At 64.9% G+C, this 24,046-nt stretch carries 23 protein-coding genes; 12 read left to right on the top strand and 11 right to left on the bottom strand.

Annotation, left to right across the window (positions count from 1 at the left end):
• The first annotated feature begins 6 nt into the window (after window positions 1–6).
• The gene (locus tag ACFFUC_RS15005) at window positions 7–1,122 is read left to right on the top strand and encodes an iron-containing alcohol dehydrogenase (RefSeq protein ID WP_377687597.1); all 1,116 of its coding nucleotides are present in this window, start codon (window positions 7–9) and stop codon (window positions 1,120–1,122) included.
• Window positions 1,123–1,126: 4 nt separating this feature from the next.
• On the opposite strand, the gene ACFFUC_RS15000 is transcribed toward ACFFUC_RS15005, so the two are convergent.
• The 6 genes from ACFFUC_RS15000 to ACFFUC_RS14975 all read right to left on the bottom strand — a co-directional run bounded on the left by ACFFUC_RS15000 (window position 1,127) and on the right by ACFFUC_RS14975 (window position 7,606).
• Entirely contained in the window at window positions 1,127–1,852 is a 726-nt protein-coding gene (locus ACFFUC_RS15000; protein ID WP_377687595.1) for a FadR/GntR family transcriptional regulator, read from the bottom strand.
• Window positions 1,849–2,895, bottom strand: coding sequence for a four-carbon acid sugar kinase family protein (locus ACFFUC_RS14995; RefSeq protein WP_377687593.1), 1,047 nt, complete (start codon window positions 2,893–2,895; stop codon window positions 1,849–1,851). The genes ACFFUC_RS15000 and ACFFUC_RS14995 overlap by 4 nt, the downstream gene beginning before the upstream one ends.
• 262 nt (window positions 2,896–3,157) lie before the next feature.
• Window positions 3,158–4,018 (bottom strand): pirin family protein, encoded by an 861-nt coding sequence (locus ACFFUC_RS14990; protein ID WP_377687591.1) that lies wholly within the window; start codon window positions 4,016–4,018, stop codon window positions 3,158–3,160.
• Between the two features lie 201 nt (window positions 4,019–4,219).
• On the bottom strand, window positions 4,220–5,158 hold the full coding sequence (locus ACFFUC_RS14985) for a pirin family protein (RefSeq protein ID WP_377687589.1): 939 nt from the start codon (window positions 5,156–5,158) through the stop codon (window positions 4,220–4,222).
• A 118-nt stretch (window positions 5,159–5,276) separates the two neighbouring features.
• Complete coding sequence (locus ACFFUC_RS14980; RefSeq protein ID WP_377687587.1) at window positions 5,277–5,822, bottom strand: NADPH-dependent FMN reductase; 546 nt, start codon at window positions 5,820–5,822, stop codon at window positions 5,277–5,279.
• Complete coding sequence (locus ACFFUC_RS14975; RefSeq protein WP_377687585.1) at window positions 5,822–7,606, bottom strand: monovalent cation:proton antiporter-2 (CPA2) family protein; 1,785 nt, start codon at window positions 7,604–7,606, stop codon at window positions 5,822–5,824. The genes ACFFUC_RS14980 and ACFFUC_RS14975 overlap by 1 nt, the downstream gene beginning before the upstream one ends.
• Window positions 7,607–7,911: 305 nt before the next feature.
• Between ACFFUC_RS14975 and ACFFUC_RS14970 the strand changes: the two genes are divergently transcribed.
• From ACFFUC_RS14970 to ACFFUC_RS14920, 11 genes are all read left to right on the top strand, one after another.
• A complete protein-coding gene (locus ACFFUC_RS14970) occupies window positions 7,912–8,751 on the top strand; it encodes an ABC transporter substrate-binding protein (protein WP_377687583.1) in 840 nt (279 codons plus the stop codon).
• The gene (locus ACFFUC_RS14965; protein ID WP_377687582.1) at window positions 8,748–9,755 is read left to right on the top strand and encodes a FecCD family ABC transporter permease; all 1,008 of its coding nucleotides are present in this window, start codon (window positions 8,748–8,750) and stop codon (window positions 9,753–9,755) included. Before ACFFUC_RS14970 ends, ACFFUC_RS14965 begins: the two co-directional genes overlap by 4 nt.
• A complete protein-coding gene (locus tag ACFFUC_RS14960; RefSeq protein WP_377687580.1) occupies window positions 9,752–10,522 on the top strand; it encodes an ABC transporter ATP-binding protein in 771 nt (256 codons plus the stop codon). Before ACFFUC_RS14965 ends, ACFFUC_RS14960 begins: the two co-directional genes overlap by 4 nt.
• Window positions 10,519–11,244, top strand: a complete 726-nt coding sequence (locus ACFFUC_RS14955; protein WP_377687578.1) for an adenosylcobinamide amidohydrolase — start codon at window positions 10,519–10,521, stop codon at window positions 11,242–11,244. Before ACFFUC_RS14960 ends, ACFFUC_RS14955 begins: the two co-directional genes overlap by 4 nt.
• 180 nt (window positions 11,245–11,424) lie before the next feature.
• Window positions 11,425–12,471, top strand: coding sequence for an ABC transporter substrate-binding protein (locus tag ACFFUC_RS14950; protein ID WP_377687687.1), 1,047 nt, complete (start codon window positions 11,425–11,427; stop codon window positions 12,469–12,471).
• Between the two features lie 61 nt (window positions 12,472–12,532).
• Window positions 12,533–13,384: an ABC transporter permease gene (locus ACFFUC_RS14945; protein ID WP_377687576.1), complete on the top strand. Its 852-nt coding sequence runs from the start codon at window positions 12,533–12,535 to the stop codon at window positions 13,382–13,384.
• Window positions 13,381–14,163: an ABC transporter permease gene (locus ACFFUC_RS14940; protein ID WP_377687574.1), complete on the top strand. Its 783-nt coding sequence runs from the start codon at window positions 13,381–13,383 to the stop codon at window positions 14,161–14,163. Before ACFFUC_RS14945 ends, ACFFUC_RS14940 begins: the two co-directional genes overlap by 4 nt.
• Entirely contained in the window at window positions 14,160–15,197 is a 1,038-nt protein-coding gene (locus tag ACFFUC_RS14935) for an ABC transporter ATP-binding protein (protein WP_377687572.1), read from the top strand. The genes ACFFUC_RS14940 and ACFFUC_RS14935 overlap by 4 nt, the downstream gene beginning before the upstream one ends.
• Before the next feature lie 599 nt (window positions 15,198–15,796).
• Window positions 15,797–16,798, top strand: a complete 1,002-nt coding sequence (locus ACFFUC_RS14930) for an ABC transporter substrate-binding protein (RefSeq protein ID WP_377687570.1) — start codon at window positions 15,797–15,799, stop codon at window positions 16,796–16,798.
• Window positions 16,799–16,880: 82 nt separating this feature from the next.
• On the top strand, window positions 16,881–17,768 hold the full coding sequence (locus ACFFUC_RS14925) for an ABC transporter permease (protein ID WP_377687569.1): 888 nt from the start codon (window positions 16,881–16,883) through the stop codon (window positions 17,766–17,768).
• Entirely contained in the window at window positions 17,761–18,798 is a 1,038-nt protein-coding gene (locus ACFFUC_RS14920; RefSeq protein ID WP_377687567.1) for a quaternary amine ABC transporter ATP-binding protein, read from the top strand. The genes ACFFUC_RS14925 and ACFFUC_RS14920 overlap by 8 nt, the downstream gene beginning before the upstream one ends.
• Window positions 18,799–18,866: 68 nt before the next feature.
• On the opposite strand, the gene ACFFUC_RS14915 is transcribed toward ACFFUC_RS14920, so the two are convergent.
• The 5 genes from ACFFUC_RS14915 to ACFFUC_RS14895 are packed head-to-tail and all read right to left on the bottom strand — an operon-like array spanning window position 18,867 to window position 24,037.
• Entirely contained in the window at window positions 18,867–20,375 is a 1,509-nt protein-coding gene (locus tag ACFFUC_RS14915) for a M81 family metallopeptidase (protein WP_377687565.1), read from the bottom strand.
• A 19-nt stretch (window positions 20,376–20,394) separates the two neighbouring features.
• On the bottom strand, window positions 20,395–21,360 hold the full coding sequence (locus ACFFUC_RS14910) for an ABC transporter ATP-binding protein (RefSeq protein WP_377687564.1): 966 nt from the start codon (window positions 21,358–21,360) through the stop codon (window positions 20,395–20,397).
• A complete protein-coding gene (locus ACFFUC_RS14905) occupies window positions 21,357–22,280 on the bottom strand; it encodes an ABC transporter ATP-binding protein (RefSeq protein WP_377687563.1) in 924 nt (307 codons plus the stop codon). Before ACFFUC_RS14905 ends, ACFFUC_RS14910 begins: the two co-directional genes overlap by 4 nt.
• Window positions 22,277–23,098: an ABC transporter permease gene (locus ACFFUC_RS14900; RefSeq protein ID WP_377687561.1), complete on the bottom strand. Its 822-nt coding sequence runs from the start codon at window positions 23,096–23,098 to the stop codon at window positions 22,277–22,279. The genes ACFFUC_RS14905 and ACFFUC_RS14900 overlap by 4 nt, the downstream gene beginning before the upstream one ends.
• A 3-nt stretch (window positions 23,099–23,101) precedes the next feature.
• The gene (locus ACFFUC_RS14895) at window positions 23,102–24,037 is read right to left on the bottom strand and encodes an ABC transporter permease (protein WP_377687559.1); all 936 of its coding nucleotides are present in this window, start codon (window positions 24,035–24,037) and stop codon (window positions 23,102–23,104) included.
• Between the last annotated feature and the right edge of the window lie 9 nt (window positions 24,038–24,046).

The following is a 24,046-nucleotide window of genomic DNA, read 5'->3' as shown; positions in this document are numbered from 1 at the left end:
GCCGGAATGGACCGCATCATCACATTGCATCAGCCCAAACGGCTGGACATCGGCAAAGGCGCGGCCGCGGGCCTTGGCGCCTGGACCAAAGAGGCCAAGCGCATTTTGGTTCTAGCGACCCCCCATACGGCCGGTTTCATCGACCGCCTGGGGCTGGAGAGCGCACCCGTCGTCTTCGACGACATCCCCGGCGAGCCCGACACCGCAACCTTTGACGCGGCCTTGGCTGCGGCGCGGGCGGCACGGCCCGATCTCGTCGTGGGTCTGGGCGGCGGCTCGGTCATGGATGTGGCGAAACTCGTCGCCGCGCTCTGGGACGGTGACCAAAGCCTCGAGGATGTCGCGGGCCCGAACCGCGTCGCGGGGCGGCGCAGCGCGTTGGCGCAGATCGCGACCACGGCAGGGACCGGCTCCGAGGCGGGGATCCGCGCGCTGATCACCGATCCGGGCAAGGGCGCGAAAATCGCCGTGGAAAGCCCGCATCTGATTGCCGATCTCGCCATTCTCGACCCAGAGCTGACCTATTCCGTCCCGCCCGCCGTGACCGCCGCGACGGGCGTCGATGCGATGGCCCATTGCGTCGAGGCCTTCACCAGCAAACGCGCCCATCCGGTCATCGACGGCTACGCCCGCATGGGGATCGAGCTGGTCGGCCGCTACCTCGCCCGCGCGGTCGCGGACGGTACCGATACCGAGGCGCGCGAGGGCATGATGCTGGCCTCCTTCTATGGCGGGATCTGCCTTGGTCCGGTCAATACGGCGGCGGGCCATGCTTTGGCCTATCCTTTGGGCACGCTTCTGAACCTGCCCCACGGGCTCGCCAATGCGGTGATCTTTCCGCATGTTCTTGCCTTCAACGAAGGCGCGGCCCCCGCGAAAACCGCCGAGATCGTCGCGGCGCTCGGCCTTGGCGCCCGTGTCGCGAAAGACGGGCTCGAGGCTGCGGCGCGCGGCTTTTGCGCCGGTCTCGGGATCGAGATGCGCCTGTCGGCCCTTGGCGCGCAGGAAGACCAGCTCGCGCGTTTCGCGCAGGATGCCCATGCGATCCGCCGGCTGATGGACAACAATCCGCGCGACATGTCGCAGGACGAAGTCCTCGCGATCTACCGCGCGGCCTTCTGATCCCTCAGGCCGCTCCGGCCTCGGGGTCGGGGCGGCGACGCTCGAACAGACGCTCGCGCGAGCCGGAAAGGTGGTCGCGCATCAATTCGCGTGCCAGATCGGATTTGCGGTCGCGGATGGCTTCGAAAATCGCGTTATGCTCGGCGAAAACGCGGGCCAATCCGGTGGCATCGCGTTTGACCGAAGCGCCGTGAAAGCGCATGCCGACGGCGATGTGATCCTTCAGTGCTTCCATCGCGGTCGAAAAATAGCTGTTCTCCGCCGCCAGCGCGATCGACAGGTGGAACTGGAAATCGGCATCCTCGCGATGGCTCGAACGGTTGGTCGCATCGCGCATCAGCTCGAGCGCCTCGCTGACCGCCAAAAGCGTCTCTGGCCGATGGCGTTCGGCGGCGAAAGCGGTGGCCTCCGGCTCGATCGTCAGGCGGAATTCGTAGCAATTGAGCAGATCGGCGACATTTTCGAGCTGTCCGAACCCCAGTGGCTGCTTGAGCCCGATCGAGCGCACGAAACTGCCCGCGCCCTGACGCGAATAGATCAACCCCTGCTCGCGCAGACGCCGCAAAGCCTCGCGCACGATGGGGCGCGAAACCTCGAATTCGGCCGCCAGCTCGTGCTCGGTCGGCAAACGCTCGTCCGAGCCGTATGCACCGGATTTGATCGCGCGCTGCATGCGCTCGAAGACCAGATCCGCAAGGCTCTTCCGCCCTCCTCCGACACCGAAACTCATCCCTTCCCCCCTTGCTCGATCATCGCGGCAATCTGCAACAAGGTCGCATCATCACCAAATCCCCCCGATTTCGTCACGATCGTCAAACCCTTGGCCGTCGCGACCGCAATACCGGGAAGACATTCCCCCAAAAGGCGCATCCGCGTGATGCCCATGGCCGACAGAACCGCCTCGGCGGTGGCGCCGCCGGTCAGAAACAAGGTGCCGCAACGCTCCGTCATGGCCGGATGCAGGCCACGCGCCAGATTGGCCGCAACCTCGGCACCCGCGATTTCGTGCTCGGCGGGCAAGGCCTGGACCAGCACCAGACCCGCGCGCGGATCAGGCGAGAAAACCCCATTCGGCGCGGGCAGGTAATGGGGATTGCGCGTCGCGCGCAAGGCCGCGACCTGCGCCATCGTGATCGGATCGCGCGAACCGATCACCATCACCCCGTCCGGCCCGCTCAGCCCGACCAGCTCGGCCTTGGGCCTGCCGGTCATCTGCAGCGCCAGCGCCTCGGCCAGCCCGCGGGCGCCGATCAGCAATTCGGCATGCGAGGCAACCAGAGCGGCGCGCATTTCCACATCGGTATTGGTATCGGGAATATCGGCCCGCGCCGCATGCGGTCCCAGCGCCGCGACGACCGAGATCGGGCGGTCGACGCCGAATCCCGTCATCATTCCGCAGCGCACGATGCGCCCGAAAGCCGGAATCGCGGGGGCGGCCAAAGCATGGGTAAAGGTCAGCGCGGAAATCTCGGGAACGACATGACCCTTGAGGCGTGAGTCGACCTTTTTGAACAGGCGCAGACCGGCCGGAATGGCACTGGCGGCGCGGGCGACGGCATCATGGGCGGCCTCGGCGCTCAATTCGCGCGAGGCGGTGTTGATCACGATGATATCGGCCCCGCTGGCGGCCACTTCGGGCGCGGCTTCGGCGGTCAGCGCGACCTCGACCACGAGGCCGCGGCCGGCGAAAGGTGCCGTGGAATCAAGCGCTCCCGTCAGGTCGTCGGCGATGACGGCAAGCTTGGTCGATTTGTCATCCGAAATGTAAGGCAAGATGTTCATCCGGGGCCAAGGACGGGTTCAACGAGAATAGGGTTATCTGAAAACATTGTATATATCGCACAAAGATAATTTCCCTGTCGCCTTACAAAAGAATAACAACTCCGCCGGATTTCTTGAGGGTGCATCTTGGTTTCGTGCATAAAGCGCGACGAAAAAAAGCCGCCATGCCGGGAACGGGTCCCGGGACATGGCGGCAGTTGTGGAGCACGCGTGGAGGCCCGCAGCCGGACCAATGGTTAAGGCAGGGCCGCGATCAGAGGCGGCCGAACTTGCCTGAATTGAAATCCTTCATCGCCTGACGGATTTCGGTTTGCGTATTCATGACGAAGGGACCGTAAGCCACCACCGGCTCGTCGATCGGCTCGCCGGCGAGGATCAGGATCTTGGCATCCGAGCCCGCCTTGAGGTTGAAAGCGCCACCGTCGGGCGAAAGCTGGGCGCGCGCCGCACCTTTCAGCTCTTTCTCGCCGTTCAGCACGACCTCGCCCTCGAGCACGACGACGGTGACGTTGAAACCGGCCTTGGGGTCCAGCGTCAGCGACGCGCCGCTCTTGAGGCGCAGGTCCCAGACCTCAACAGGTGTGAAGGTCTTGGCCGGACCTTTGACACCGTCGAAACTGCCTGCAATCACCCGCACGCGGCCCGCGCCATCAGGCAGATCGACCACCGGAATGTCGCCCGAACCGATACTCTGGTAACCCGGCTTCGCCGATTTGTGCTTGGCCGGAAGGTTGACCCAAAGCTGGACCATTTCCAGCGTGCCACCCTTTTTGGTGAAGTCGTGGCTGTGGAACTCCTTGTGCAGGATCCCGTCTGCCGCCGTCATCCACTGCACGTCGCCCTCGCGGATCACGCCGCCCTGACCGGTGGAATCGCCGTGCTCGACTTCGCCCTGATAGACGATGGTGACGGTCTCGAAACCTTTGTGCGGATGGACGTCAACGCCGCGCGGACGTTTGGCGGGGCCGAATTTCTCGGGACCGGCATAGTCGAGCAGCAGAAAGGGCGAAAACTCGTTCAGCCCCTCCATGTCCGACAGAAGCGAACGGACGGGAAAACCGTCGCCAACCCAATGGCCACGCGGTGCAGATTTGGTCGACAGGATCTTTCTCATCTCACTCTCCGGATTCATGCGGCATCAATGCCGTTGTTGATCACAAGATGGAGATGCGGCGGCGATCCGACAACGCCTTGAGTGTTCGCTTAAGCCGAACACTGCTTTCCGGAATCCGCACAGATGCAAGCGCGACCTCAGCGTCCGGCACGGCCTTGCGGGGAGGCATTCCGGCCGCCACAGCCCGATCGCCCGATGTTTTTATCTTTCGGGCAAAGGCACATAGACCTTGTCGTCGCCGACGGGCAGGTCGAACTGGCCCTGCCCCCAATTGGCGGCGCGCCACTCTTCCTTCGCATGTTCGATCCGGTCGCGCGTCGAGGCGACGAAGTTCCACCAGATATAGCGCGGCCCGTTCAGCGTCGCCCCGCCAAGCGCCATCAGCCGCGCGCCCTGTTCGCCCGCCGCAATGGTGATGTGGTCGCCCGGACGGAAAACCATCATCCGTCCCGCCTCGAACAGCTGGCCCGCGACCGTGACCGAACCCTGAACGATATAAAGCCCGCGATCCTCGTGATTGTCGGGCAGCGGAAAACGCGTGTTCGCCTCGAGCACGACGTCGAGATAGAAGGTTTCCGAATACAGCGTCGCGGGGGCGGATTTGCCGTAGGCATCGCCCAGAAGCAGCTTGGCGCGGATGCCTTTGTCGGTGATCTCGGGCAGGGCCTCTTTGGCGTGATGCTCGAAGGTCGGGTTCATATCCTCGTGGCTCTCGGGCAGAGCGATCCAGGTCTGGACGCCGAACAGGCTATGCGGCCCCGCGCGCCCCTCTTCCGAGGTGCGCTCGGAATGGGTCACGCCCTTGCCTGCGACCATCCAGTTCAATGCACCTGGCAGAATGACCTGATCGGTGCCGATGCTGTCGCGGTGGTGGAAATCGCCGCGGTAAAGATAAGTGACCGTGCCCAGCCCGATATGGGGATGGGGGCAGATGTCGATGCCCTGTCCGGTCAGATATTCGGCAGGCCCCGCCTCGTCGAAGAAGATGAAGGGGCCGACCATCTGGCGTTTGGGAGCGGGCAAGGCGCGCTTGACCTCGAAAGCGCCGATGTCGCGGGTGCGCGGGATGATCAGGGTCTCGATCGAATCGACCCCGATATCGTCGGGGCAACCAGGGGTCAGTGCGGGATTCCAGCTCATGGTGCTCTCCTTTGCCTGTCCCGAAGATAGGCCTCCGAAGCGCCGCGTGAAAGGGCTGCCGCGCCGCAGCCTCCGGCCCGCACGGATTGCGGGGCCGAAGGCGCGAAACCCCGCCGCCTTATTTGCGGTAGCTGGCCGCGAAACCGTCGAGGAAAGTCGCGAGCTGGACGCGCAGATCCTCGGAGACCAGATTGCGCTCGGCGTCGAAATGGGTGCCCGCGCGCGAGACCATGACCTGGCCACCGAACCACGGCTGGGTATTGAGGCGGCGCAGCACCTGGTTCCAGTGGTTTTGCGACAAGATCGTGCCGAACCCGCCCGGAGACGCACCGATCACAGCCACGGGTTTCTCGCGGAAATGGGCCAGACCCTCGCCGCGCGACATCCAGTCGATCGCATTCTTGAAGACCCCCGGAATGCCGCCGTTATATTCCGGCGTCACCAGCAGCAGCGCATCGGCATCGCGCAGCTGGCCCTGCAGGCGCTGGACCGAAGCAGGCAGCCCCTCGGCATCTTCGAGATCGCCGTTGTAAAGCGGCACGTCGTCGATCGAGCCCAGCTCGATCGTGATCCCCGCCGGAGCCACCTCGGCCGCCGCACGCAAGAGGCCACGGTTGTAGGAGGCGCGGCGCAGGCTGCCCGCAAGACCCAAAATCGTCGTCATCAGTCTGTTTTTTCCTTGTGATCAATCATGCGCCGGACCCGAGACAAAGGTTCAGGTGTCACGCCTTTGTCAAGCGCGTCCTTCAACGGCTGGTTAATGCCCTGCTCCTGCAAGGCGAGCCGTTCTTCGTCGCGGGTGCGGATTTCATCCATTCCCTCGCGGATATCCTCTTCGGCAGCACCAAGCGCTCGCAGCCCCTCGCCGCCCATGAGATAGGCCGATTCCACCGTTTCGCGGATGTCGTAATCGACGCCCATCCGGCGCAGCTCCAGCGTATGCGAGCGGTCGTAGGAGCGCACCAGAACCTTGGCCATCGGAAATTCGGCAAGGATAAGCTCGGCGATATGCGAGGTGGCGCGGCGGTCGTCGGTGCAGATCATGATGACCTCGGCATCGGCCGCGCCGGAATGGTGCAGAATATCGAGGCGCGTGCCGTCGCCGTAATAGATCTTGAAGCCGAACCTTTCGGCCTCGCGAATGCGGTCGGGGCTGCTTTCGATGATCGAGACCTCGATTCCGCGTAGCAGCAGCACCTGCGAGGCGATCTGGCCGAAACGCCCGAAGCCGATCATCAGCACCTGCCCCTTGAGACCCATTGCCGGATCGACCCCTTCGAGCGATTTCTCGACGGTCAGCAGCCGGTCGGCGAAAATCAGGATCAGCGGCGTCAGCGCCATCGACAGGATGATGACCGTGGACAGGATCGCGTTCTCGCGCCCCGAAATGACCCCGCCGCCCGCTGCCGCCGAATAGAGGACAAAGGCGAATTCGCCGCCCTGCGCGAAGATCGAGGTCCGGCGCAGCGCGGTCAGGTTGCCCGCGCCGAAAGCCCGCGCCACCGCATAGATGCCAAGGGCTTTGACGGCGACGAAAACCGCCAGCATCGCCAGCAAAAGCCGCCATTCCGCCAGAACGACATGCAGATCGAGCGACATGCCGACGGCCAGAAAAAACAGCCCCATCAGCAGGCCGCGGAAGGGCTCGATATCGCTTTCGATCTGGTGGCGGTAGCTCGACCCCGACAGCATCACCCCCGCGATGAACGAGCCCATCGCCATCGACAGCCCCGCCCCTTCCATCAGCAGCGCCGAGCCGAGCACGACCAGAAGCGCCCCTGCGCTCAGCACCTCGCGGGTTCGGGCGCGGGCGATCAGCGCGAAGAACGGATCGAGCAGATAGCGTCCAGCAAGCACCAGCAAAACCAGCGCGCCGATGCTGACCAACGCGGCCTGAATGCCGCCGCCGCCATGATCGAGCGGCGACAAAAAGGCCACGATCGCCAGCAGGGGCACGATCATCAGATCCTCGAAGAGCAGGATCGAGACATTCTTTTGCCCCTCGGCGCTCGCCAGCTCTCCGCGCTCCTGCAGCATCGACATGATCACCGCGGTCGAAGACATGACGAACCCCGACCCCGCCACGAAAGCTTGTGCCGGCGTCAGGTCGAAGAGCATCATCGAGGCGAAAGTGAGCAGCGCGATACAGCCGAAGACCTGCGCCAGCCCCAGCCCGAAGATCTGCCCGCGCATCGCCCAAAGCTTCGGCGGGCGCAGCTCAAGCCCGATGATGAAGAGAAACATCACCACGCCGAGTTCGGAAAAGTGCAGGATCGCGGCGGGATCGCTGAAAACGCCGAGAACCGAAGGCCCGACCAGCATGCCGGCCGCGAAATAGCCCAGAACCGAGCCGAGCCCGAGCCGGCGGAACAGCGGCACCGCAATCACGGCCGCGCCCATCAGCGTCACGATCGGTCCGATCATCGTCCCCATTGCTTCGACGGCCATGTCCGGACCTCCTGTGATTTTGCACCTTTAATCTGCGCCGGAGCGGATGTCTGCAATCGGATTTTCGTCCCTGCCGCGCATTCCCGGCCCCAACCCCCGCCCCAACCCTTCTTCAGGGGCACGGTTCCCCATCACGCGACACGAACGCGGCGGCAGACGGGCCGGCGGCAAAGGGCGGGCCGGAACCGGTACGCGACTGCCCGCTTGATTGACAGCAAGCGGCGCGGGCCTCTATCTGGCTCGGAACCCTGAAACGGGAGGCGGAACTGGCCGGATCACCCCTCATTGCCCCCATCCGCGCATGGATGGCGGACAAGCTGCCTGCCGCGCTGGCGGCCGGCCTTTTCGGAGCGGCCGCGGCCCTGCTTCCGGCAGGCCCCGCGGTGGCACAAACCGCACCCGAGGTCCCCGCCCCCAAGCGGGTCGTGTCGATGAACCTGTGCACCGATCAGCTCGCCATGCTGCTGGCCGGCCCCGGGCAGCTGGTCTCCGTCTCGGCGCTGTCGGCCGATCCGCTGGTCTCGCTCATGGCCGATCAGGCGCGGGGCTATCCGCTCAACCATGCGCACGCCGAAGAGATTTACCTGCTCAAGCCCGATCTCGTGCTTGCAGGCAGCTATACCGCACGCTCGAGCACCGAGATGCTGCGGCGGCTGGGAATCCGCGTCGAGACCCTGCCGCCCGCCAATTCGCTGTCCGAGATCAGCGCGGGCATCGCCGTCATGGGCGCACTTTTGGGCCGCGAGGCGGAAGCCCGAGCCGTGAACGACAGCTTTACCGCCGATCTGGCCGCGATCACGCCTCCCGCGCGGCGTCTTGGCGCGAGCTATGACGCCAACGGCTATAGCGTCGGCCGCGAAACCCTGTCGGGCGATGTCATGCGCAAGGCCGGGCTGGAGCTCGTACCCGACCGGCTCGGCCTGCATTACGGCGGGCCTTTGGCACTGGAGGCGCTGGTCATGGCCGCGCCAGGCGTCGTCGTGACCGGCACGCGCTACGACAACCCCTCGCGCGCCGAGGAAATCCTCGATCATCCGGCGCTGGCCCGTCTCGGCGCCAGCCGCATCGCAATCCCCGACCGCGACTGGATCTGCGGCCTGCCCCAGATCACCCGCGCCGCCGCGGAACTGGCGCGGCTGCCATGAAAACCAAGACGCTGCGCCCCCTTTTGATCGCGCTGACGCTGCTGGTCGCGGCGCTTTTTGCCGCCTCGACCCTGATCGGACCCGCAAAGGCCGGTCTGGCGGAAAGCCTCGCCGCGCTGGCGGCAGGCGACAGCCCGCTCGGCATGGTCATGCGCGAAATCCGCCTGCCGCGCGCGGTACTGGGGCTGATGATCGGGGTCTCGCTCGGCCTGTCGGGCGCGGCGATGCAGGGCTATCTGCGCAATCCGCTCGCCGAACCGGGGCTGATCGGGGTGTCCTCATCGGCGGCGCTCGGCGCGGTCGTCGCCTTGCAGACCGGCTTTGCCGCAAGTTTTGTGCTGGCCCTGCCTTTGGCGGCGCTGGCGGGCGCGGTGGTCTCGGTCGCGATCATATTGATGCTGGCGGGCAGCAAGGGCACGCAGGCCGGCGGGCAATCCCTGGCGCTGATCCTTGCCGGAATCGCGATCTCGGCACTGGCGGGGGCTTTGACCTCGCTGGTGCTGAACCTGTCGCCCAATCCCTATGCCGCGAACGAGATCATTTTCTGGATGATGGGCTCGCTCGCCGACCGCTCGTGGCTCCATGTCGCGATTGCCGCGCCCTTCATGGCGTGCGGCTGGTGGCTGATCGCCTCGACGCGGCGCGGCCTCGATGCGCTGACTTTGGGCGAGGATGCCGCGGCATCGATGGGGATCGACCTCAACCGGCTGCGGCTGCGGCTGGTGATCGGTGTCGCGGCCTCGGTCGGCGCGGCGACGGCGGTTGCGGGGGCGATCGGCTTTGTCGGGCTGGTGGTGCCGCATCTTTTGCGCCGCGCGGTGGGGGCACGTCCGGCGGCGCTGCTGGCGGCCTCGGCCCTTGGCGGGGCGGCGATGGTGCTGGCCGCCGATATCGCGGTGCGGCTGATCCTGCCCGCGCGCGACCTGAAACTGGGCGTCGTCATGGCGCTGATCGGCGCGCCGGTCTTCTTGCGCATGATCTGGCGGCAAAGGAGCGGGCAATGACCGGCGCCGCGCCACTCATCCTCGACCAGCTCACGGTCAAACGCGGCCAAAACACCGTCGTGGACGGCGCGAGCCTGAGCGCCGGATCCGGCGAATTCATCGGGCTGATCGGGCCGAACGGCGCGGGCAAGACCACGCTTTTGCGCGCCGCCCTCGGCCTGATCCCCGCTTCGGGACGCGCGAGCCTTGCCGCTTTGCCCGCCGCCAAACGCGCGCAGCTTGCCGCATGGATGCCGCAGGGCCGCGATGCGGTCTGGTCGATGCCGGTCGAGGCGCTCGTGGCCCTTGGCCGCATCCCCCATTTCGACGAAGGCCGCCCCTCGGGCCGCGCGCGGATCGAGGCCGCCATCGCGCGTCTCGGCCTCGGCACCCTGCGCCACCGTCCCGTGACCGAGCTTTCGGGCGGCGAGCTGACCCGCGTGCTTCTGGCGCGGATGCTGGCACAGGATACGCCGCTTTTGCTGGCCGACGAGCCGATCGCGGGGCTTGATCCCGCCCATCAGATCGGCGCGATGCAGCTTTTCCGCAGCCTCGCCGACGAAGGGCGCTGCGTGATCGCCTCGCTCCATGATCTCGGACTGGCGGTAAGGCATTGCACGCGGCTGATCCTGCTCGATCAAGGCCGGATCGTGGCCGACGGCGCGCCCGAGGCGGTTCTCTCGGCGCAAAACCTCGCCCGAAGCTTCGGAATTTCGGGCCATTTCGCGCAAACCGGAGACGGGCCGATCTTTCAGCCGCTCCGCGTTCTGGGCGGGGAACGCGCATGAGGCTGGCGCAATCGGGGCCGTGGCTGATCGCCGATCTCGGGCGCGAGCAGGAGGTTCTGTCCTTTGCGCCCCATCGCCCGGGGCTGGTGCGTGCAAGCCGGATCATCTGGCGCGAGGTGCGCAATTCCGACCTGACCCCCGATTTCGACGCCCAGCGCTGGCTGGACGAAAGCCTTGATGCTGCGCGCCTTGCGGCAAACGGGGCCTGCGTCGCCATGATGACCTCGCGCCGCATCGACAGCTACCGCGAGGCAAGGCGCGGTCCGGTCCATGCGGTCGCGACCGTGGGTCTGGGCAATGCCGAAAGGATCGGGCATCGCCGCGCCCATGATGCGGCGAGCCTTGCTTCTGCCGCACAGGACAGCCCGCGCGCCCGCAGCTACGGCACGATCAATATCGCCGTCGCGATCGATGCGGGACTGACCTCCCCCGCGATGATCGAGGCTTTGACCATCGCGACACAGGCCCGCACCGCCGCAATCATCGGCGCGGGGCTGCGTCTGCCTTCGGGCCTTGCGACGGGGACCGGCACCGATTGCATCGCGATTGCCGCCGATCGGGGCGAGACCCGATATGCCGGCCTTCACACCGCTTTGGGCGAGGCCATCGGCCGCGCGGTCCATGATTGCGTGCTGCAAGGGGCGCAGGACTGGATCGACGAGCAGATTCTTCTGCCCCCAGCCAAGCCGGTCACCCCGATCACCCCCACCACCGAGACTTGACCACCCTGCCTCAAAGAACAGGCCAACTGCCCAATATTCTTTACAACTTTGTCATGAGGCGTGTTTAATTCGACCAAGCCACCCGTCGTCTCCGGCGGCGGATAACCTTGAGGGATGAAAGACATGAGTTTCATGAAATCCACCACTGCGGGCATCGCCCTGCTGGTCGCTTTCTCGGGCATGGGTCAGGCGCAGGATCTCGCCGCGCTGGAAGAAGCCGCCAAGAAGGAAGGCATGCTGACCACGATCGCCTTGCCCCATGACTGGTGCAACTACGGCGGCGTGATCGAAGGCTTCAAGGCGAAATATCCCGAGATCTCGGTCAACGAGCTGAACCCCGACGCGGGCTCGGCCGACGAACTCGAGGCGATCCGCGCCAACAAGGGCAACACCGGCCCGCAGGCGCCCGACGTGATCGACGTGGGCCTCTCCTTCGGCCCCGCCGCCAAGGATGAAGGTCTGATCCAGCCCTATAAGGTCGCGACCTGGGATTCGATCCCCGAGGACGCCAAGGATGCCGACGGCTATTGGTATGGCGACTACTACGGCGTCATGGCTTTCGGCGTGAACAAGGATCTGGTCGATACCGTGCCCACGAAATGGGCCGATCTGACCAAGCCGGAATATGCCAATGCCTTCGCGCTGGCAGGCGATCCGCGCGCCTCGGCGCAGGCGATCATCTCGCTTCTGGCCGCTGGCGTCGCCAATGGCGGCGAGCCGGGCGAGGCTTCGGGCCAGAAGGGCCTCGAACTCTTCAAACAGATCAACGACGCAAAGAACTTCGTGCCGGTCATCGGCAAATCCGCGACCATCGCACAGGGCGCGACCCCGATCGTCGCGGCTTGGGACTATAACCTGCTGTCGTGGCGCGACGGTCTGAACGGCAACCCGCCGGTCGAAGTCGTCATCCCCGAGGACGGCGTGGTCGCGGGCGTCTATGTCCAGGCGATCTCGGCCCATGCGCCGCATCCGAATGCCGCGAAACTCTGGATGGAGTATCTCTATTCGGACGAGGGCCAGCTGAAGTGGCTGGAAGGCTATTGCCACCCGATCCGCTTCAACGACCTGTCGAAGGCCGGCAAGATCCCGCAGGAAATGCTGGACAAACTGCCGCCGGCAGCAGCCTATGAAAAGGCGATCTTCCCGTCGCTGGCCCAGCAGGATGCCAACAAGAAGGTCGTGACCGAGCAGTGGGATTCCGTCGTCGGCGCAGCCGTCAAGGAATAATCCCGTCCATCCACGAAACGGTCCCGCCGCCATCCGGCGGGGCCTTTGAACAGGCGATGCAATGAACCGAAGGATCGGGCTGAATTGGCTGGGGGTCGTCCCCTTCCTTGCCTTCGCCCTGCTGTTTCTGGCGCTACCGACCATGAATATCGTGGTCGGCGCTTTTCGTTCCGCCGATGGCGGCTTTACCCTCGACAATATCCGCGGCCTTTTCTCGCCGCGCATCCGCGAGAGCTTTGTCCTCTCGATCCAGATTTCCGCGGCCTCGGCCATTCTCGGCTGCCTGATCGGTTTCGCGATCGCGGCGGCGATGGTGCTGGGAGGGCTGCCGAAATGGCTGCGCGGGCCGATCACGACGTTTTCGGGCGTGGCCTCGAACTTTGCCGGCGTGCCGCTGGCCTTCGCCTTTATCGCGACGCTAGGCCGGGTCGGGCTGGTGACGATGCTGCTCAAGCAGTGGTTCGGCATCAATATCTATGCGATGGGCTTCAACCTTCTCAGCTTCTGGGGGCTGACGCTCACCTATCTGTTCTTCCAGATCCCGCTGATGGTGCTGATCATCACTCCTGCGCTGGACGGGCTGAAGAAAGAATGGCGCGAGGCCGCCGAGGTCCTTGGCGCATCGGGCTGGCAATATTGGCGCATGGTCGCGCTGCCGGTGCTGTTCCCCTCGCTTCTGGGGACATTCGCGCTGCTTTTCGCCAATAGTTTCGGCGCGATCGCCACGGCCTATGCGCTGACCGGCTCGACGCTGTCGATCGTCCCGATCATGCTTTACGCCCAGATCCGCGGCGACGTGCTGCAGGACCCGCATCTGGGCTATGCGATGGCCTTCGGCATGATCGTGGTCACGGGGCTTGCCAATCTCGTCTACATCATACTGCGCACGCGCGCGGAAAGGTGGATGAAATGAAGCGCCTCTGGTCATGGCTCGCGCTTGCCTTCGGTGCGCTCTATTTTCTTCTGCCGCTGCTCGGCACGCTGGAATTCTCGCTGCGGATGCGGCGCGGGGAATATTCGCTCGATGCCTACCGCTCGGTGCTGGCCGATCCGAGGTTCCAGCAAACGCTGACCTTTTCGGTGGTCATGGCGATCTGCACGATCATCGTGGGCGTCCTTCTTGTGGTGCCGACGGCCTATTGGGTGCGCCTCAAACTGCCGCGCTGGCGGCCGGTGATCGAGTTCATCACCCTGCTGCCGCTGGTCATTCCGGCAATCGTGGTGGTCTTCGGCTATATCCGGCTCTTCAACACCTCCTCGGTGCTGCCGCTGACCGGCACGGCGGGGGGCACGAACATCCTGCTGATGTTCGGCTATACCGTGCTTGCCCTGCCCTATATGTACCGCGCGGTCGACACGGGCCTTTCGACCATCGACGTGCGCAGCCTGACCGAGGCGGCGCAAAGCCTCGGCTCGGGGTGGCTGACCATTCTGGGGCGGCTGATCCTGCCCAATGTCTTCGGCGCGGTCATGTCGGGGGCCTTCCTGACCTTTGCCATCGTCATCGGCGAATTCACCATGGCCTCGCTGCTGAACCGCCCAGCCTTCGGGCCCTATATGCAGATCCTCGGCGCGAACAAAGCCTATGAACCGGCGGCGCTGGCCGTCATTGCCTTTGCCATCACCTGGGCCTGTATGGGCGTGATGAGCCTGATCACACGTCTGACGCGCGTCGGAAGGATGGGGAAATGAGCTTCCTGAAACTGCAAAACCTCGACAAGAGCTTCGGCGAGAACCGCGTCGTCAAGGATTTCAACCTCGACGTGGAAAAGGGCGAGTTCATTTCGCTTTTGGGCCCCTCGGGCTGCGGAAAAACCACCGTTCTGCGCATGGTCGCGGGGTTCGAGACGCCGTCGAGCGGGCAGATCCTTGTCGCCGACAAAGAGATCACCCGCCTGCGCACCAACCAGCGCAAGGTCGGGATGGTCTTTCAATCCTATGCGCTGTTTCCGAACCTCACGGTGGCGCAAAACGTGGGCTTCGGCCTGAAAGTCGCAGGCATTCCGCGCGGCGAGCGGGCGGGCCGCGTGCAAGAGATGCTCGACCTGATCGGCCTGCCCGATCTTGGCGCGCGTTTCCCGTGGCAGCTTTCGGGCGGCCAGCAACAGCGTGTCGCCTTGGCGCGCGCACTGGCCCCGAAACCGCAGATGCTGCTTTTGGACGAGCCGCTTTCGGCGCTCGATGCCAAGGTCCGCGTCAGCCTGCGCAACCAGATCCGCGAGATCCAGCAGCAGCTCGGCATCACCACGATTTTCGTGACCCATGACCAGGAAGAGGCCATGGCGGTCTCGGACCGGATTGTCGTCATGCATCAGGGCGCGGCCGACCAGATCGCCTCGCCCCAAGACATCTACAACACCCCCGCCACCGAATTCGTGGCGAACTTCGTCGGCACGCTGAACCGAATCCCCGCCGAGGTCGCCGATGCCGCAGCAGGCCGCGTCCGCGTTGCGGGGACCGAGATCACTTTGGGCCATCCGGTCGAGGGCGCGCGCGTCATGCTTGCCGCCCGCCCCGAGGCCTTCCGCATGGCCGGAACCGGCCTTCCCGCGACCGTCACGGGCGTCGAGTTTCTGGGCGCTCTGGTCGCGGTCGCCGCCGATGTCGCAGGTACGCCGGTCACCTTTGTGGTCTTCAACGGCGACGACACCGAGATTCCGGCAATCGGCGCGCAGATCCACCTGCAAATCGCACCCTCGCGCCTGATGGTACAAAAGGCGGGTTGACCGGCCCGCCCTCGCGGCAATTTTCCCGACCAAAGGATGAGGCGCGCCCGCCCCTGCGGCGCGGCCTTTCGTGCCCATGACGCATCTAAACCGCGACCTGTCGGATTCGCGCGATGCGGGCGGGTGCAAGGATGCTGAAATAACGGGAACGACCCTGCGACAATCGCCAGAGGCCACGACCCGTATGCATTCATGAGCGCGCCTTTTCCGGCCGGACCGACCAGCGCCCCTCCTCCCTGCCGGATCGCGCGCACGGGTCTTGCCTCCTACGCCGAAAGCGGCGCCCGTCTGCCGCGCCGCGGCCCTCGGTCCCGCGCGAAAACCGCCGCGCCATCCCGCAGGCAATGCATCCCCCTTTCTGCGCAAAGCCGCCCTTTGCGCGGGCAAAGCGACCAAGGAGCCAAGTTTTGTCTGGACGCATGGCCTGAGGCTGTCATGCTTGGAGCAACCGCGCTGCGGCCCCGCCTGCCCGCAACCCTTCGGGCCGGCCCGTCGCCGGACCTGCCCATTGCGCCGGCCCTTGGCCGCAACCTTGAAAGCCGCGCCTCCGCCGCCCTTCGGGCAGGATGCGAGCGCCAAAAAACAATCGGGGAGACAAGATGAAGAAACTATTCGCAACCAGCTGCGCTTTTGCCGCGCTTGCCTTTGCGCCGGCCGCTTTCGCCGCAGAGGAATGCGGCGATGTCAGCATCGTCAGCATGAACTGGCAAAGCGCCGAGGTGCTGGCCAATCTCGACCAGTTCATCCTCAACAACGGCTACGGCTGCAACGCCGAGATCATCGTCGGCGATACCGTGCCCTCGCTCACCTCGATGGTCGAAAAGGGCCAGCCGGACCTCGCGCCCGAGGGCTGGACCGGCCTTGTTCCCGAGGTGATCGACAGCGGCGTCAAGGACGGCAAGATCGTGCTTTTGGGCGATGCGTTGAGCGACGGCGGCCAGCAGGGCTGGTGGGTGCCGAAATATCTCGTCGACGCCAATCCCGAGATCAAGACGATCGATGACGCGCTCGCCCGCCCCGATCTGTTCCCCGATCCCGAGGATCCCTCGAAAGGGGCGGTCTTCAACGGTCCGCAGGGCTGGGGCGGCACCGTCATCACCACGCAGCTCTTTGCGGCCTTCGGCGGCGCGGAAAAGGGCTTCAATCTGGTCGATACCGGCTCTTCGGCGGGGCTCGACGGCTCTGTCGCGCGCGCCTACGAGCGGCAGGAGGGCTGGATGGGCTATTACTGGGCACCGACCGCGCTTTTGGGCAAGTACGAGATGGTCATGCTCGGGTTCGGGACCGAATACGATGCGGCGGAATGGACGCGCTGCACCTCGGTCGCCGACTGCCCCGACCCCAAGAAGAACGCCTGGCCCACCGACAAGGTCATGACGGTCATTACCACGCCCTTCTCCGAACGCGCACCGGCGGGGGTCAAGGAATACCTCGCCAAACGCAGCTGGTCGAATGCCACGGTCAACGGGCTCATGGCATGGATGACCGACAACCAGGCCACCGGCGAGGAAGGCGCACGCCAGTTCCTGACCCAGAATCCCGATCTCTGGACGCCTTGGGTCTCGACCGAGGCGGCAGAAAAGATCAAGGCCGCGCTCTAGGCCGGGCCAGCGCCACCGTCAGGCGGCCACGATTGCGGGCTGCCTGACCCCTCCCGACCCTTTGAACCCGATAGGCACATTGATGGATTGGCTGAGTAGCTTCCCCGCAATCAACGACAACACCCTGCGCGCGCTCAAAAAGGCGATCGACGACGGGTTTCGCGACTTCACCCGCGCTTATGGCAATGCGATCGAGGGCTTTTTCTCGCCCCTCCAGTCGCTCTTGATCTGGTCCGAGCGGCTGATGACCAAGACGCCCTGGATCATCGTTTTCATTGCCATCATCGCGATCGTCTGGGCCGCGAGCCGCAGCATGCGTATCGCGATCGGCACCGCCGTCACGCTGGCGCTGATCGGCGCTTTCGGCATGTGGGACGATACGATGAAAACCGTGTCGATGATCCTTGTCTGTACCTTCATCGCCATCGCCGTCGGACTGCCGATCGGCATCCTCATGGCGCGCTCGAACCGCGTGCAGGGCGTGATCAACCCGATCCTCGACGTGATGCAGACCATGCCGAGCTTCGTCTACCTCATTCCCGTGGTCATGCTTTTGGGCATCGGCCGCGTGCCCGGGCTGATCGCCGTCGTAATCTATGCTTTGCCGCCGATGATCCGGCTGACCAACCTCGGGATAAGGCTGGTGGACCGCGATGTGCTGGAAGCGGCCGATGCTTTCGGCTCGTCGAGCTGGCAAAAGCTGCGCAACGTCCAGATTCCGCTGGCGATGCCCACGATCATGGCGGGGGTCAACCAGACCATCATGATGGCGCTCGCGATGGTGGTGATCGCCTCGATGATCGGGGTGCAGGGGCTCGGCCAGCCGGTTCTGCGCGCGATCAACAACCAGTATTTCACGCTCGGCCTGTTCAACGGCTTTGCCATTGTCGGCATCGCGATCATCTTCGACCGTGCAAGCCAGGCCTTCGGCCGCCGCCTGCAAAAACATGTGGAGCTTGCCAATGGCTGAGGAAAAAACCGGCGCGGCAATCGAGATCCGCCATCTTTACAAGATCTTCGGCAGCAACCCCGCCGCCATGGTCCAGCGTGTCCGCGACGGGCTGAGCAAACAGGAGCTCAACCGCGAATTCGGCCATGTGCTCGGGCTCAACGACATCAACCTTTCGATCCCCGCAGGCTCGATTCAGGTCGTGATGGGGCTGTCGGGCTCGGGCAAGTCGACGCTGATCCGCCACATCAACCGGCTGATCGACCCGACGGCGGGCGAGGTGTTGGTCGACGGCACCGATGTCGTGAAGATGAACAAGGACGAGCTGCGCGAATTCCGCCGCCATCAAACCGCGATGGTGTTCCAGAAATTCGCGCTTTTGCCCCACCGCACGGTGCTGGCCAATACCGTCTACGGCCTCGAGGTGCAGGGCACGCCAAAACGCGAGCGCGAGGAGATCGCCATGCGCTGGATCGAGCGCGTGGGCCTCAAGGGCTACGAGAACCACTACCCCAGCCAGCTTTCGGGGGGGATGCAGCAGCGCGTCGGTCTGGCGCGGGCACTATCGAACGACGCCCCGATCCTGCTGATGGACGAGGCCTATTCGGCACTTGATCCGCTGATCCGCGTCGACATGCAGACTGTGCTGCTGGATCTGCAAAAGGAGATCCGCAAGACCATCGTCTTCATCACCCACGACCTCGACGAGGCTTTGCGTCTGGGCGACCAGATCGCGATCCTGCGCGACGGCGAGATGATCCAGCAGGGCACCAGTCAGGACATCGTTCTCAAACCCGCCGATGATTACGTCGAAAGCTTCGTCAAAGAGGTCAACCGCGGCAAGGTCATCGAAGCCCGTGCCTTGGCCGAGGCTTTGGGCGATCCTTCGGACTGGCCGAGCGCGACGCTCTTGCAGACAGAAACCCTCGACGTGGCCGCGCGCCGGTTCACTGCCTTGGGCACAGACCGGTTGACGCTGGTCTGCGATCAGGGCCGGCCGGTCGGCGTCATCTCGATGCGCCGCACGCTCGAAGCGATGGTCGCCGAATAGGCCACCCTCCTCTGACCACATAAAAAAGCGCCCCTTGAACGGGGCGCTTTTCTTTGGAAAGGCGCGGCTCAACCCGCTTTGCGTTCAAAGTCGCGGTCCAGCGGCCACAGCGGGCGCGGCGCGCGGATATAGGGGCGACGCTCGGCCTTGGGCGTGGCCAATGCACCCGCATCGCAGACGATGACGCGGCCGGCGATCGGCTCGAAGGCGGCGCGGAAATGCTGCATGGATTTCAGCGCGAGAACGCGCCGCGCGGTCGGCTCGATCCCGAAGGCGCGAAGCTGTTGCAGATCGACCATCTGCTGCGCCTCGGTCACGACCAGAACCTCGATCCCGTCGAGATCGAGCACCGCCGTCGGCCCGAAACTATGCGACAACCCGCCCTGAATCGGCCCGTCGCCGATATAGGCCCCGTCGGACAGCGTGCGGATGACGCCGGTCACGCTCAAGGGTCCGCCGCCGAATGCCGGATCGCCCTTGCCGCCGATGGTGATAGTGACGCGCTCGCCGACTTTGTGCAAATGCAGTTCCGCCGCCGCTGCGGGGTCGATCATCGGGGTGAAAACCGCACCTTTGACGCCGCCCTCGATCAGCCCCTTCAAAAGCGCGGTGGAATCGCCGTAAGACCCCGCGCCGGGATTGTCGGCATAATCCGAGATCACCAAGGGCTTTTCGCCGTCCCAAGCCAAGGCCTCGGCCACGGCCTCTTCGACCTCGATGAAAACGTTTCGCTTTTTGGTTCGCCCGTCCCAGATCCGCGCAGCCAGCCCTTCGACCAGCGCACGCGCCATCACCGCGGCACCCTCCTCGCGGCTGTCATAGGTCGCCAGAACGGTCGGGCCGACGCAGAACACATCCGCGCCGGTGAAAGCCGCATTGACCGAAACCGCCAGCAGCCCCTCGGCCTCGGCGGCAATCGCGGTCTCGTAAAGCGCGAGTGTCTCGGGGATGTCGGTGCGGCCGGAATTGGCCTCGTCGAGCATCGGCACATGGGCGCGCACGGTCTTGGGTGCCATCTCGCCCTTCATGGTCCGGTCGAGAATGCGCGCGGCATGGGCGCCGGTTTCACGCATATCGACATGGGGATAGGTCTTGTAGGACACGAAAATCTGCGCCCGCTCGACCATTTCCTCGGACACCATCGCATGAAGATCCAGCGTCACCGCGATCGGGATCGCATCGCCCAGTTCTTCACGCAGTAGGCGCAGCAGCAGCCCTTCGCCATCCTCGCAGAAATCCGGCACCATCGAGCCGTGAAGCGACAAAAGCACGCCGTCGAGGCGGTCCTTGTTGTCGCGCGCGGCCTGCAGGATCACGCCCGCAATATGGTCGTAGGCAGCGCGGGTGACCTGCCCGCCCGGCACGGCATGGGCGGTAATCGCATGGATCACCTCCCACCCTGCCGGACGTGCGACGTCGAGAAAGCCCGCGAGCTCGGTATTGGCATCGCCCCGCGCCGCGATCGCGTCATCGCCGTAGAACAGCGAATCCGCCTCGAATTGGGCCAGATCGGTGCGGTAGCGCGAGAAGGTGTTGCTCTCGTGCTGGAATTCGGCAGTCAGAACGGTGAAGGTCATGAGGCTCTCGGGATGGGGCTTAATCGGCCAGACGGACGCGGTGATCGGGACCGATTGCCTGAAGCGCGCTCGGCTCCGGCAGGGTCGCGGGATCGGGACGGGTGTCGATTTCGGGCGAGAAACGCCGCCCCGCGGGGATCGCGGCACCATCGGGAACACCGCGCGCGCCGCTCAGGATCGCCTCGGCATCGGGGACCGAACCGATCAGGCGGCGGGTATAGGGATGGGTCGGGCGGGTAAAGACCGAATGCCAGTCGCCCTCTTCGACGACACGGCCGAAATACATCACCGCCACGCGGTCGCTGACATGTTCGACCACGGAAAGATCGTGCGAAATCATGATGTAGCTAAGGCGCAGGGTTTCCTGCAGCTCCATCAGCAGATTGATGATCTGGGCCTGAATGGAGACATCCAAAGCCGAGACCGGCTCGTCCAGCACAAGGATTTTCGGGTCCAGCATCAACGCGCGGGCAATCCCGATGCGCTGGCGCTGGCCGCCGGAAAACTCGTGCGGGAAGCGCTTGGCGTGATCGGCGGCAAGGCCCACACGCACCAGCATATCCGCCACGCGCTGCTCGGCCTCGGCGCCGCTTGCGAGCCCGTGCAGTTTCAGCTGCGACAGCAGCGTGGAGCCGATGGTCTGGCGCGGGTTCAGCGAGGCATAGGGGTCCTGAAAGACCATCTGCGCGATCCGCGCCCGTGCCTTGCGGTCAGGCGCGCCGGCACCCGCCAGCGGTTTGCCCTGATACAGCACCTCGCCCGAGGTCGGTTCCTGCAGGCCCATCACGGTCAGCGCGGTCGTCGATTTGCCGCAACCGGATTCACCCACGATCGAGAGGCACTCACCCTCGTTCAGGGTCAGGCTGACGCCGTCCACCGCGCGCAGGGTACGGCGCGGGCCAAGCGGGCTTTGGCGCGGCAGCGGGAAATGGACCTTGAGGTCGCGGATTTCAAGCAGGGGTGTCCCCCGTTTTGCTTCGCTCATGACATGGCCTTTGCGATTTCGCGCGGGCCGCGCGGCGTGATCAGGGTCGGAGCCTCGCGGCCGCGGTCCTTGTCGGACACGACTTCTTCCAGCTCGGTCAGGCGGCCCCTTTCGCCAAGGCTGCGCGAGCCCAGACGCGGGCGGGCCGCCAGCAGGCCCTTGGTGTAGGGATGCAGCGGATTGGCAAAGATGTTGCGGGTGTCCTGTTCCTCGACCAGACGGCCGCGATCCATGACACCGACGCGCTGGCACATATTGGCGATCACGCCCAGGTCGTGGCTGACCAGCAAAACCGCCGTCCCTTCGGCGCGGCAAAGGTCCGCCATCAGCTCCAGCACGCCCGCCTGAACCGTCACGTCCAGCGCGGTGGTGGGCTCGTCCGCGATCAGCAGATCGGGCCGGCAGGCCAGCGCGATCGCGATCATCACGCGCTGGCGCATGCCGCCGGAAAGCTGGTGCGGATAGGCGCGGGCACGTTCCTCGGGGGCGGGGACGCGGACGCTTTCCAGTGCCTCGACGGCCTTTTTGCGGGCATCCGGCCAGGACATGCCGCGATGGATGACATACATCTCGGCGATCTGGCGGCCGATGGTGGCCAGCGGATTGAGCGCGGTCATCGGCTCTTGAAAGACCATCGCGATGCGGTCGCCGCGCAGCTTGCGGCGCGCGCGCGGGCGCATGCCCAGCAGGTCCTGCCCCTGAAAATGCACGGTGCCGCCGGTCACGGTCAGCGGTGCTTTCAGCAGCCCCATGACCGACAATCCGGTGATGCTTTTGCCGGAGCCGCTTTCGCCCACCAGCCCATAGGTCTCGCCGGGCAGGATGTCGAAAGAGACGCCGTGCAGGATCTGGTGGCGCTTGCCGACGCCGATGCGCAGGTTTCGCACCGACAGGATGGGATCGGGAAGAAGATCGCTCATGCTTTGCGGGTCCTCATATGCGGGTCGAGCATGTCGCGCAGCCCGTCACCCAAGAGGTTGAAGCCCAGCACGGTCACGAAGATCGCAAGGCCGGGGAAAATCGCGGCCCAAGGCGCGGCCTGAATGAGCTCGCGCGCATCGGACAGCATATTGCCCCAGCTGGGCTGCGGCGGGCGGATGCCGACGCCGAGGAAGGACAAAGCCGCCTCGGCCAGAACCGCACCGCCGATGCCGAGCGTTGCGATCACCAGCACGGGGCCGAGGATATTGGGCAGGATCTGGGTGCGCATGATGTTGAGATCGCTGAAACCTGCGGTTTTCGCGGCCTGCACGAAGCCTTGGTTTTTCAGCGACAAGGTCGAGGAACGCGCGATGCGGCAGGTCCACGACCAGTTGGTCAGGCCAAGCGCGATCAGCAGGCTCGGCAGCCCCGGCCCAAGGACCGCCATGATCGCCAGTGCGAAGACCAGCGACGGGATCGCCAGCATGACATTGGTCAGGCCGTTCACGAGATCGTCCCACCAGCCGCCGAAATAGCCCGCCGAAATTCCGAGCGCCGTCCCGATGAAGGAGTTGATGATCTGCGAGATCAGCCCCACCGTCAGAGAGACCTGCGCCCCGTAAAGCACCCGCGAAAACACGTCGCGGCCCTGCCCGTCGGTGCCCATCCAGTGGTCCCAGCTGGGGGGCATTTCCGAATTCATCAGATCGGCGTCCATGATCGGATCATATGGCGCGATCAGCCCCGCGAAAACCGCGCCGAGAATGGCGATGGTCACCAGCGTCAGGCCGAGAAGAAAGTTGAAACGAAGGCGCATGGCTCAGCTCACCTTGATGCGCGGATCGATCAGCGCGTAAGCGATATCGACCAGCATGTTGATGACCAAAAACCACAGCACGATCACCAGAACCGCGCCTTGGACGACCGGAATGTCGCGTGCAGCGACGCTATCGACCAGCAAAGAGCCGATACCGGGCCATGAGAACAGCTTTTCGACGACAATCGCCTGCCCCATGAGCGAGCCGATCTGGAGGCCCATGGTGGTCAGGATCAGCACCAGCACGTTGCGCGCGACGTGGCTTTTCACGAGGCGCGGCTCGGTCAGGCCCTTGGCGCGGGCGGTGCGGACGAAATCGGCGTTCATGACGTCAAGCACGCCAGCCCGCGTCGTCCGCGCCAGCAGCGCCATGGGCGAGACCCCCAGCGCGATCGCGGGCAGGATGACATGTTGGATGCTTCCGGGCTGATATCCGAAGCTCGGCAGCCAGCCCAGTTGCAGCGCGAAGACATACATCAAGAGCAGGCCGAACCAGAACTCCGGCAAGGACAGGCCCGAGACGGCGACCACCATCGTGCCGCTGTCGAAAATGCTGCCCGGCTTCAGCGCCGCGAGGAAACCCAGCGGAATGCCGATAAGTGCGGCCAGCCCCATCGCCGAAAGCGCGAGCTGGATCGAAGGCCAGAGCCGCGGCTGGATCACGTCCCAGACCGGCTCCCGCGTGCGGTAAGAGATGCCCAGATCGAAATGGGCCAAGCCCCAAAGGTAGTTCCACAGCCGCGTCAGCAAGGGCTGGTCCAGCCCGAATTGCGCGTTCAGATGCGACAAAGCCTCGGCATTGGTGACATTGCGTCCCTCGGCCATGAGACTTGAAATGAAGCTGCCGGGGATCACGCTGAAGATCACGAAGATGATCATGACGACCGCAAGGACCGTCGGAATCATCTGCAGGATCCGGCGAAGGATGAATCGCATCATCTGCGGGTT

The organism is Paracoccus cavernae (genome assembly GCF_042430175.1).
GTDB lineage: Bacteria > Pseudomonadota > Alphaproteobacteria > Rhodobacterales > Rhodobacteraceae > Paracoccus > Paracoccus cavernae.
Note: the sequence above shows the minus strand (reverse complement) of the source record. Positions and strands in the feature narration are given on the sequence as shown.

Bases quoted from the DNA above. Each gene is read 5' to 3' on its own strand.
- ACFFUC_RS15005 (WP_377687597.1), top strand. From the start codon at position 7: ATGGACCGCATCATCACATTGCATCAGCCCAAACGGCTGGACATCGGC.
- ACFFUC_RS15000 (WP_377687595.1), bottom strand. From the start codon at position 1,852: ATGAGTTTCGGTGTCGGAGGAGGGCGGAAGAGCCTTGCGGATCTGGTC.
- ACFFUC_RS14990 (WP_377687591.1), bottom strand. From the start codon at position 4,018: ATGAGAAAGATCCTGTCGACCAAATCTGCACCGCGTGGCCATTGGGTT.
- ACFFUC_RS14985 (WP_377687589.1), bottom strand. From the start codon at position 5,158: ATGAGCTGGAATCCCGCACTGACCCCTGGTTGCCCCGACGATATCGGG.
- ACFFUC_RS14980 (WP_377687587.1), bottom strand. From the start codon at position 5,822: ATGACGACGATTTTGGGTCTTGCGGGCAGCCTGCGCCGCGCCTCCTAC.
- ACFFUC_RS14975 (WP_377687585.1), bottom strand. From the start codon at position 7,606: ATGGCCGTCGAAGCAATGGGGACGATGATCGGACCGATCGTGACGCTG.
- ACFFUC_RS14970 (WP_377687583.1), top strand. From the start codon at position 7,912: ATGGCGGACAAGCTGCCTGCCGCGCTGGCGGCCGGCCTTTTCGGAGCG.
- ACFFUC_RS14965 (WP_377687582.1), top strand. From the start codon at position 8,748: ATGAAAACCAAGACGCTGCGCCCCCTTTTGATCGCGCTGACGCTGCTG.
- ACFFUC_RS14960 (WP_377687580.1), top strand. From the start codon at position 9,752: ATGACCGGCGCCGCGCCACTCATCCTCGACCAGCTCACGGTCAAACGC.
- ACFFUC_RS14955 (WP_377687578.1), top strand. From the start codon at position 10,519: ATGAGGCTGGCGCAATCGGGGCCGTGGCTGATCGCCGATCTCGGGCGC.
- ACFFUC_RS14950 (WP_377687687.1), top strand. From the start codon at position 11,425: ATGGGTCAGGCGCAGGATCTCGCCGCGCTGGAAGAAGCCGCCAAGAAG.
- ACFFUC_RS14945 (WP_377687576.1), top strand. From the start codon at position 12,533: ATGAACCGAAGGATCGGGCTGAATTGGCTGGGGGTCGTCCCCTTCCTT.
- ACFFUC_RS14940 (WP_377687574.1), top strand. From the start codon at position 13,381: ATGAAGCGCCTCTGGTCATGGCTCGCGCTTGCCTTCGGTGCGCTCTAT.
- ACFFUC_RS14935 (WP_377687572.1), top strand. From the start codon at position 14,160: ATGAGCTTCCTGAAACTGCAAAACCTCGACAAGAGCTTCGGCGAGAAC.
- ACFFUC_RS14930 (WP_377687570.1), top strand. From the start codon at position 15,797: ATGAAGAAACTATTCGCAACCAGCTGCGCTTTTGCCGCGCTTGCCTTT.
- ACFFUC_RS14925 (WP_377687569.1), top strand. From the start codon at position 16,881: ATGGATTGGCTGAGTAGCTTCCCCGCAATCAACGACAACACCCTGCGC.
- ACFFUC_RS14920 (WP_377687567.1), top strand. From the start codon at position 17,761: ATGGCTGAGGAAAAAACCGGCGCGGCAATCGAGATCCGCCATCTTTAC.
- ACFFUC_RS14915 (WP_377687565.1), bottom strand. From the start codon at position 20,375: ATGACCTTCACCGTTCTGACTGCCGAATTCCAGCACGAGAGCAACACC.
- ACFFUC_RS14910 (WP_377687564.1), bottom strand. From the start codon at position 21,360: ATGAGCGAAGCAAAACGGGGGACACCCCTGCTTGAAATCCGCGACCTC.
- ACFFUC_RS14905 (WP_377687563.1), bottom strand. From the start codon at position 22,280: ATGAGCGATCTTCTTCCCGATCCCATCCTGTCGGTGCGAAACCTGCGC.
- ACFFUC_RS14900 (WP_377687561.1), bottom strand. From the start codon at position 23,098: ATGCGCCTTCGTTTCAACTTTCTTCTCGGCCTGACGCTGGTGACCATC.
- ACFFUC_RS14895 (WP_377687559.1), bottom strand. From the start codon at position 24,037: ATGATGCGATTCATCCTTCGCCGGATCCTGCAGATGATTCCGACGGTC.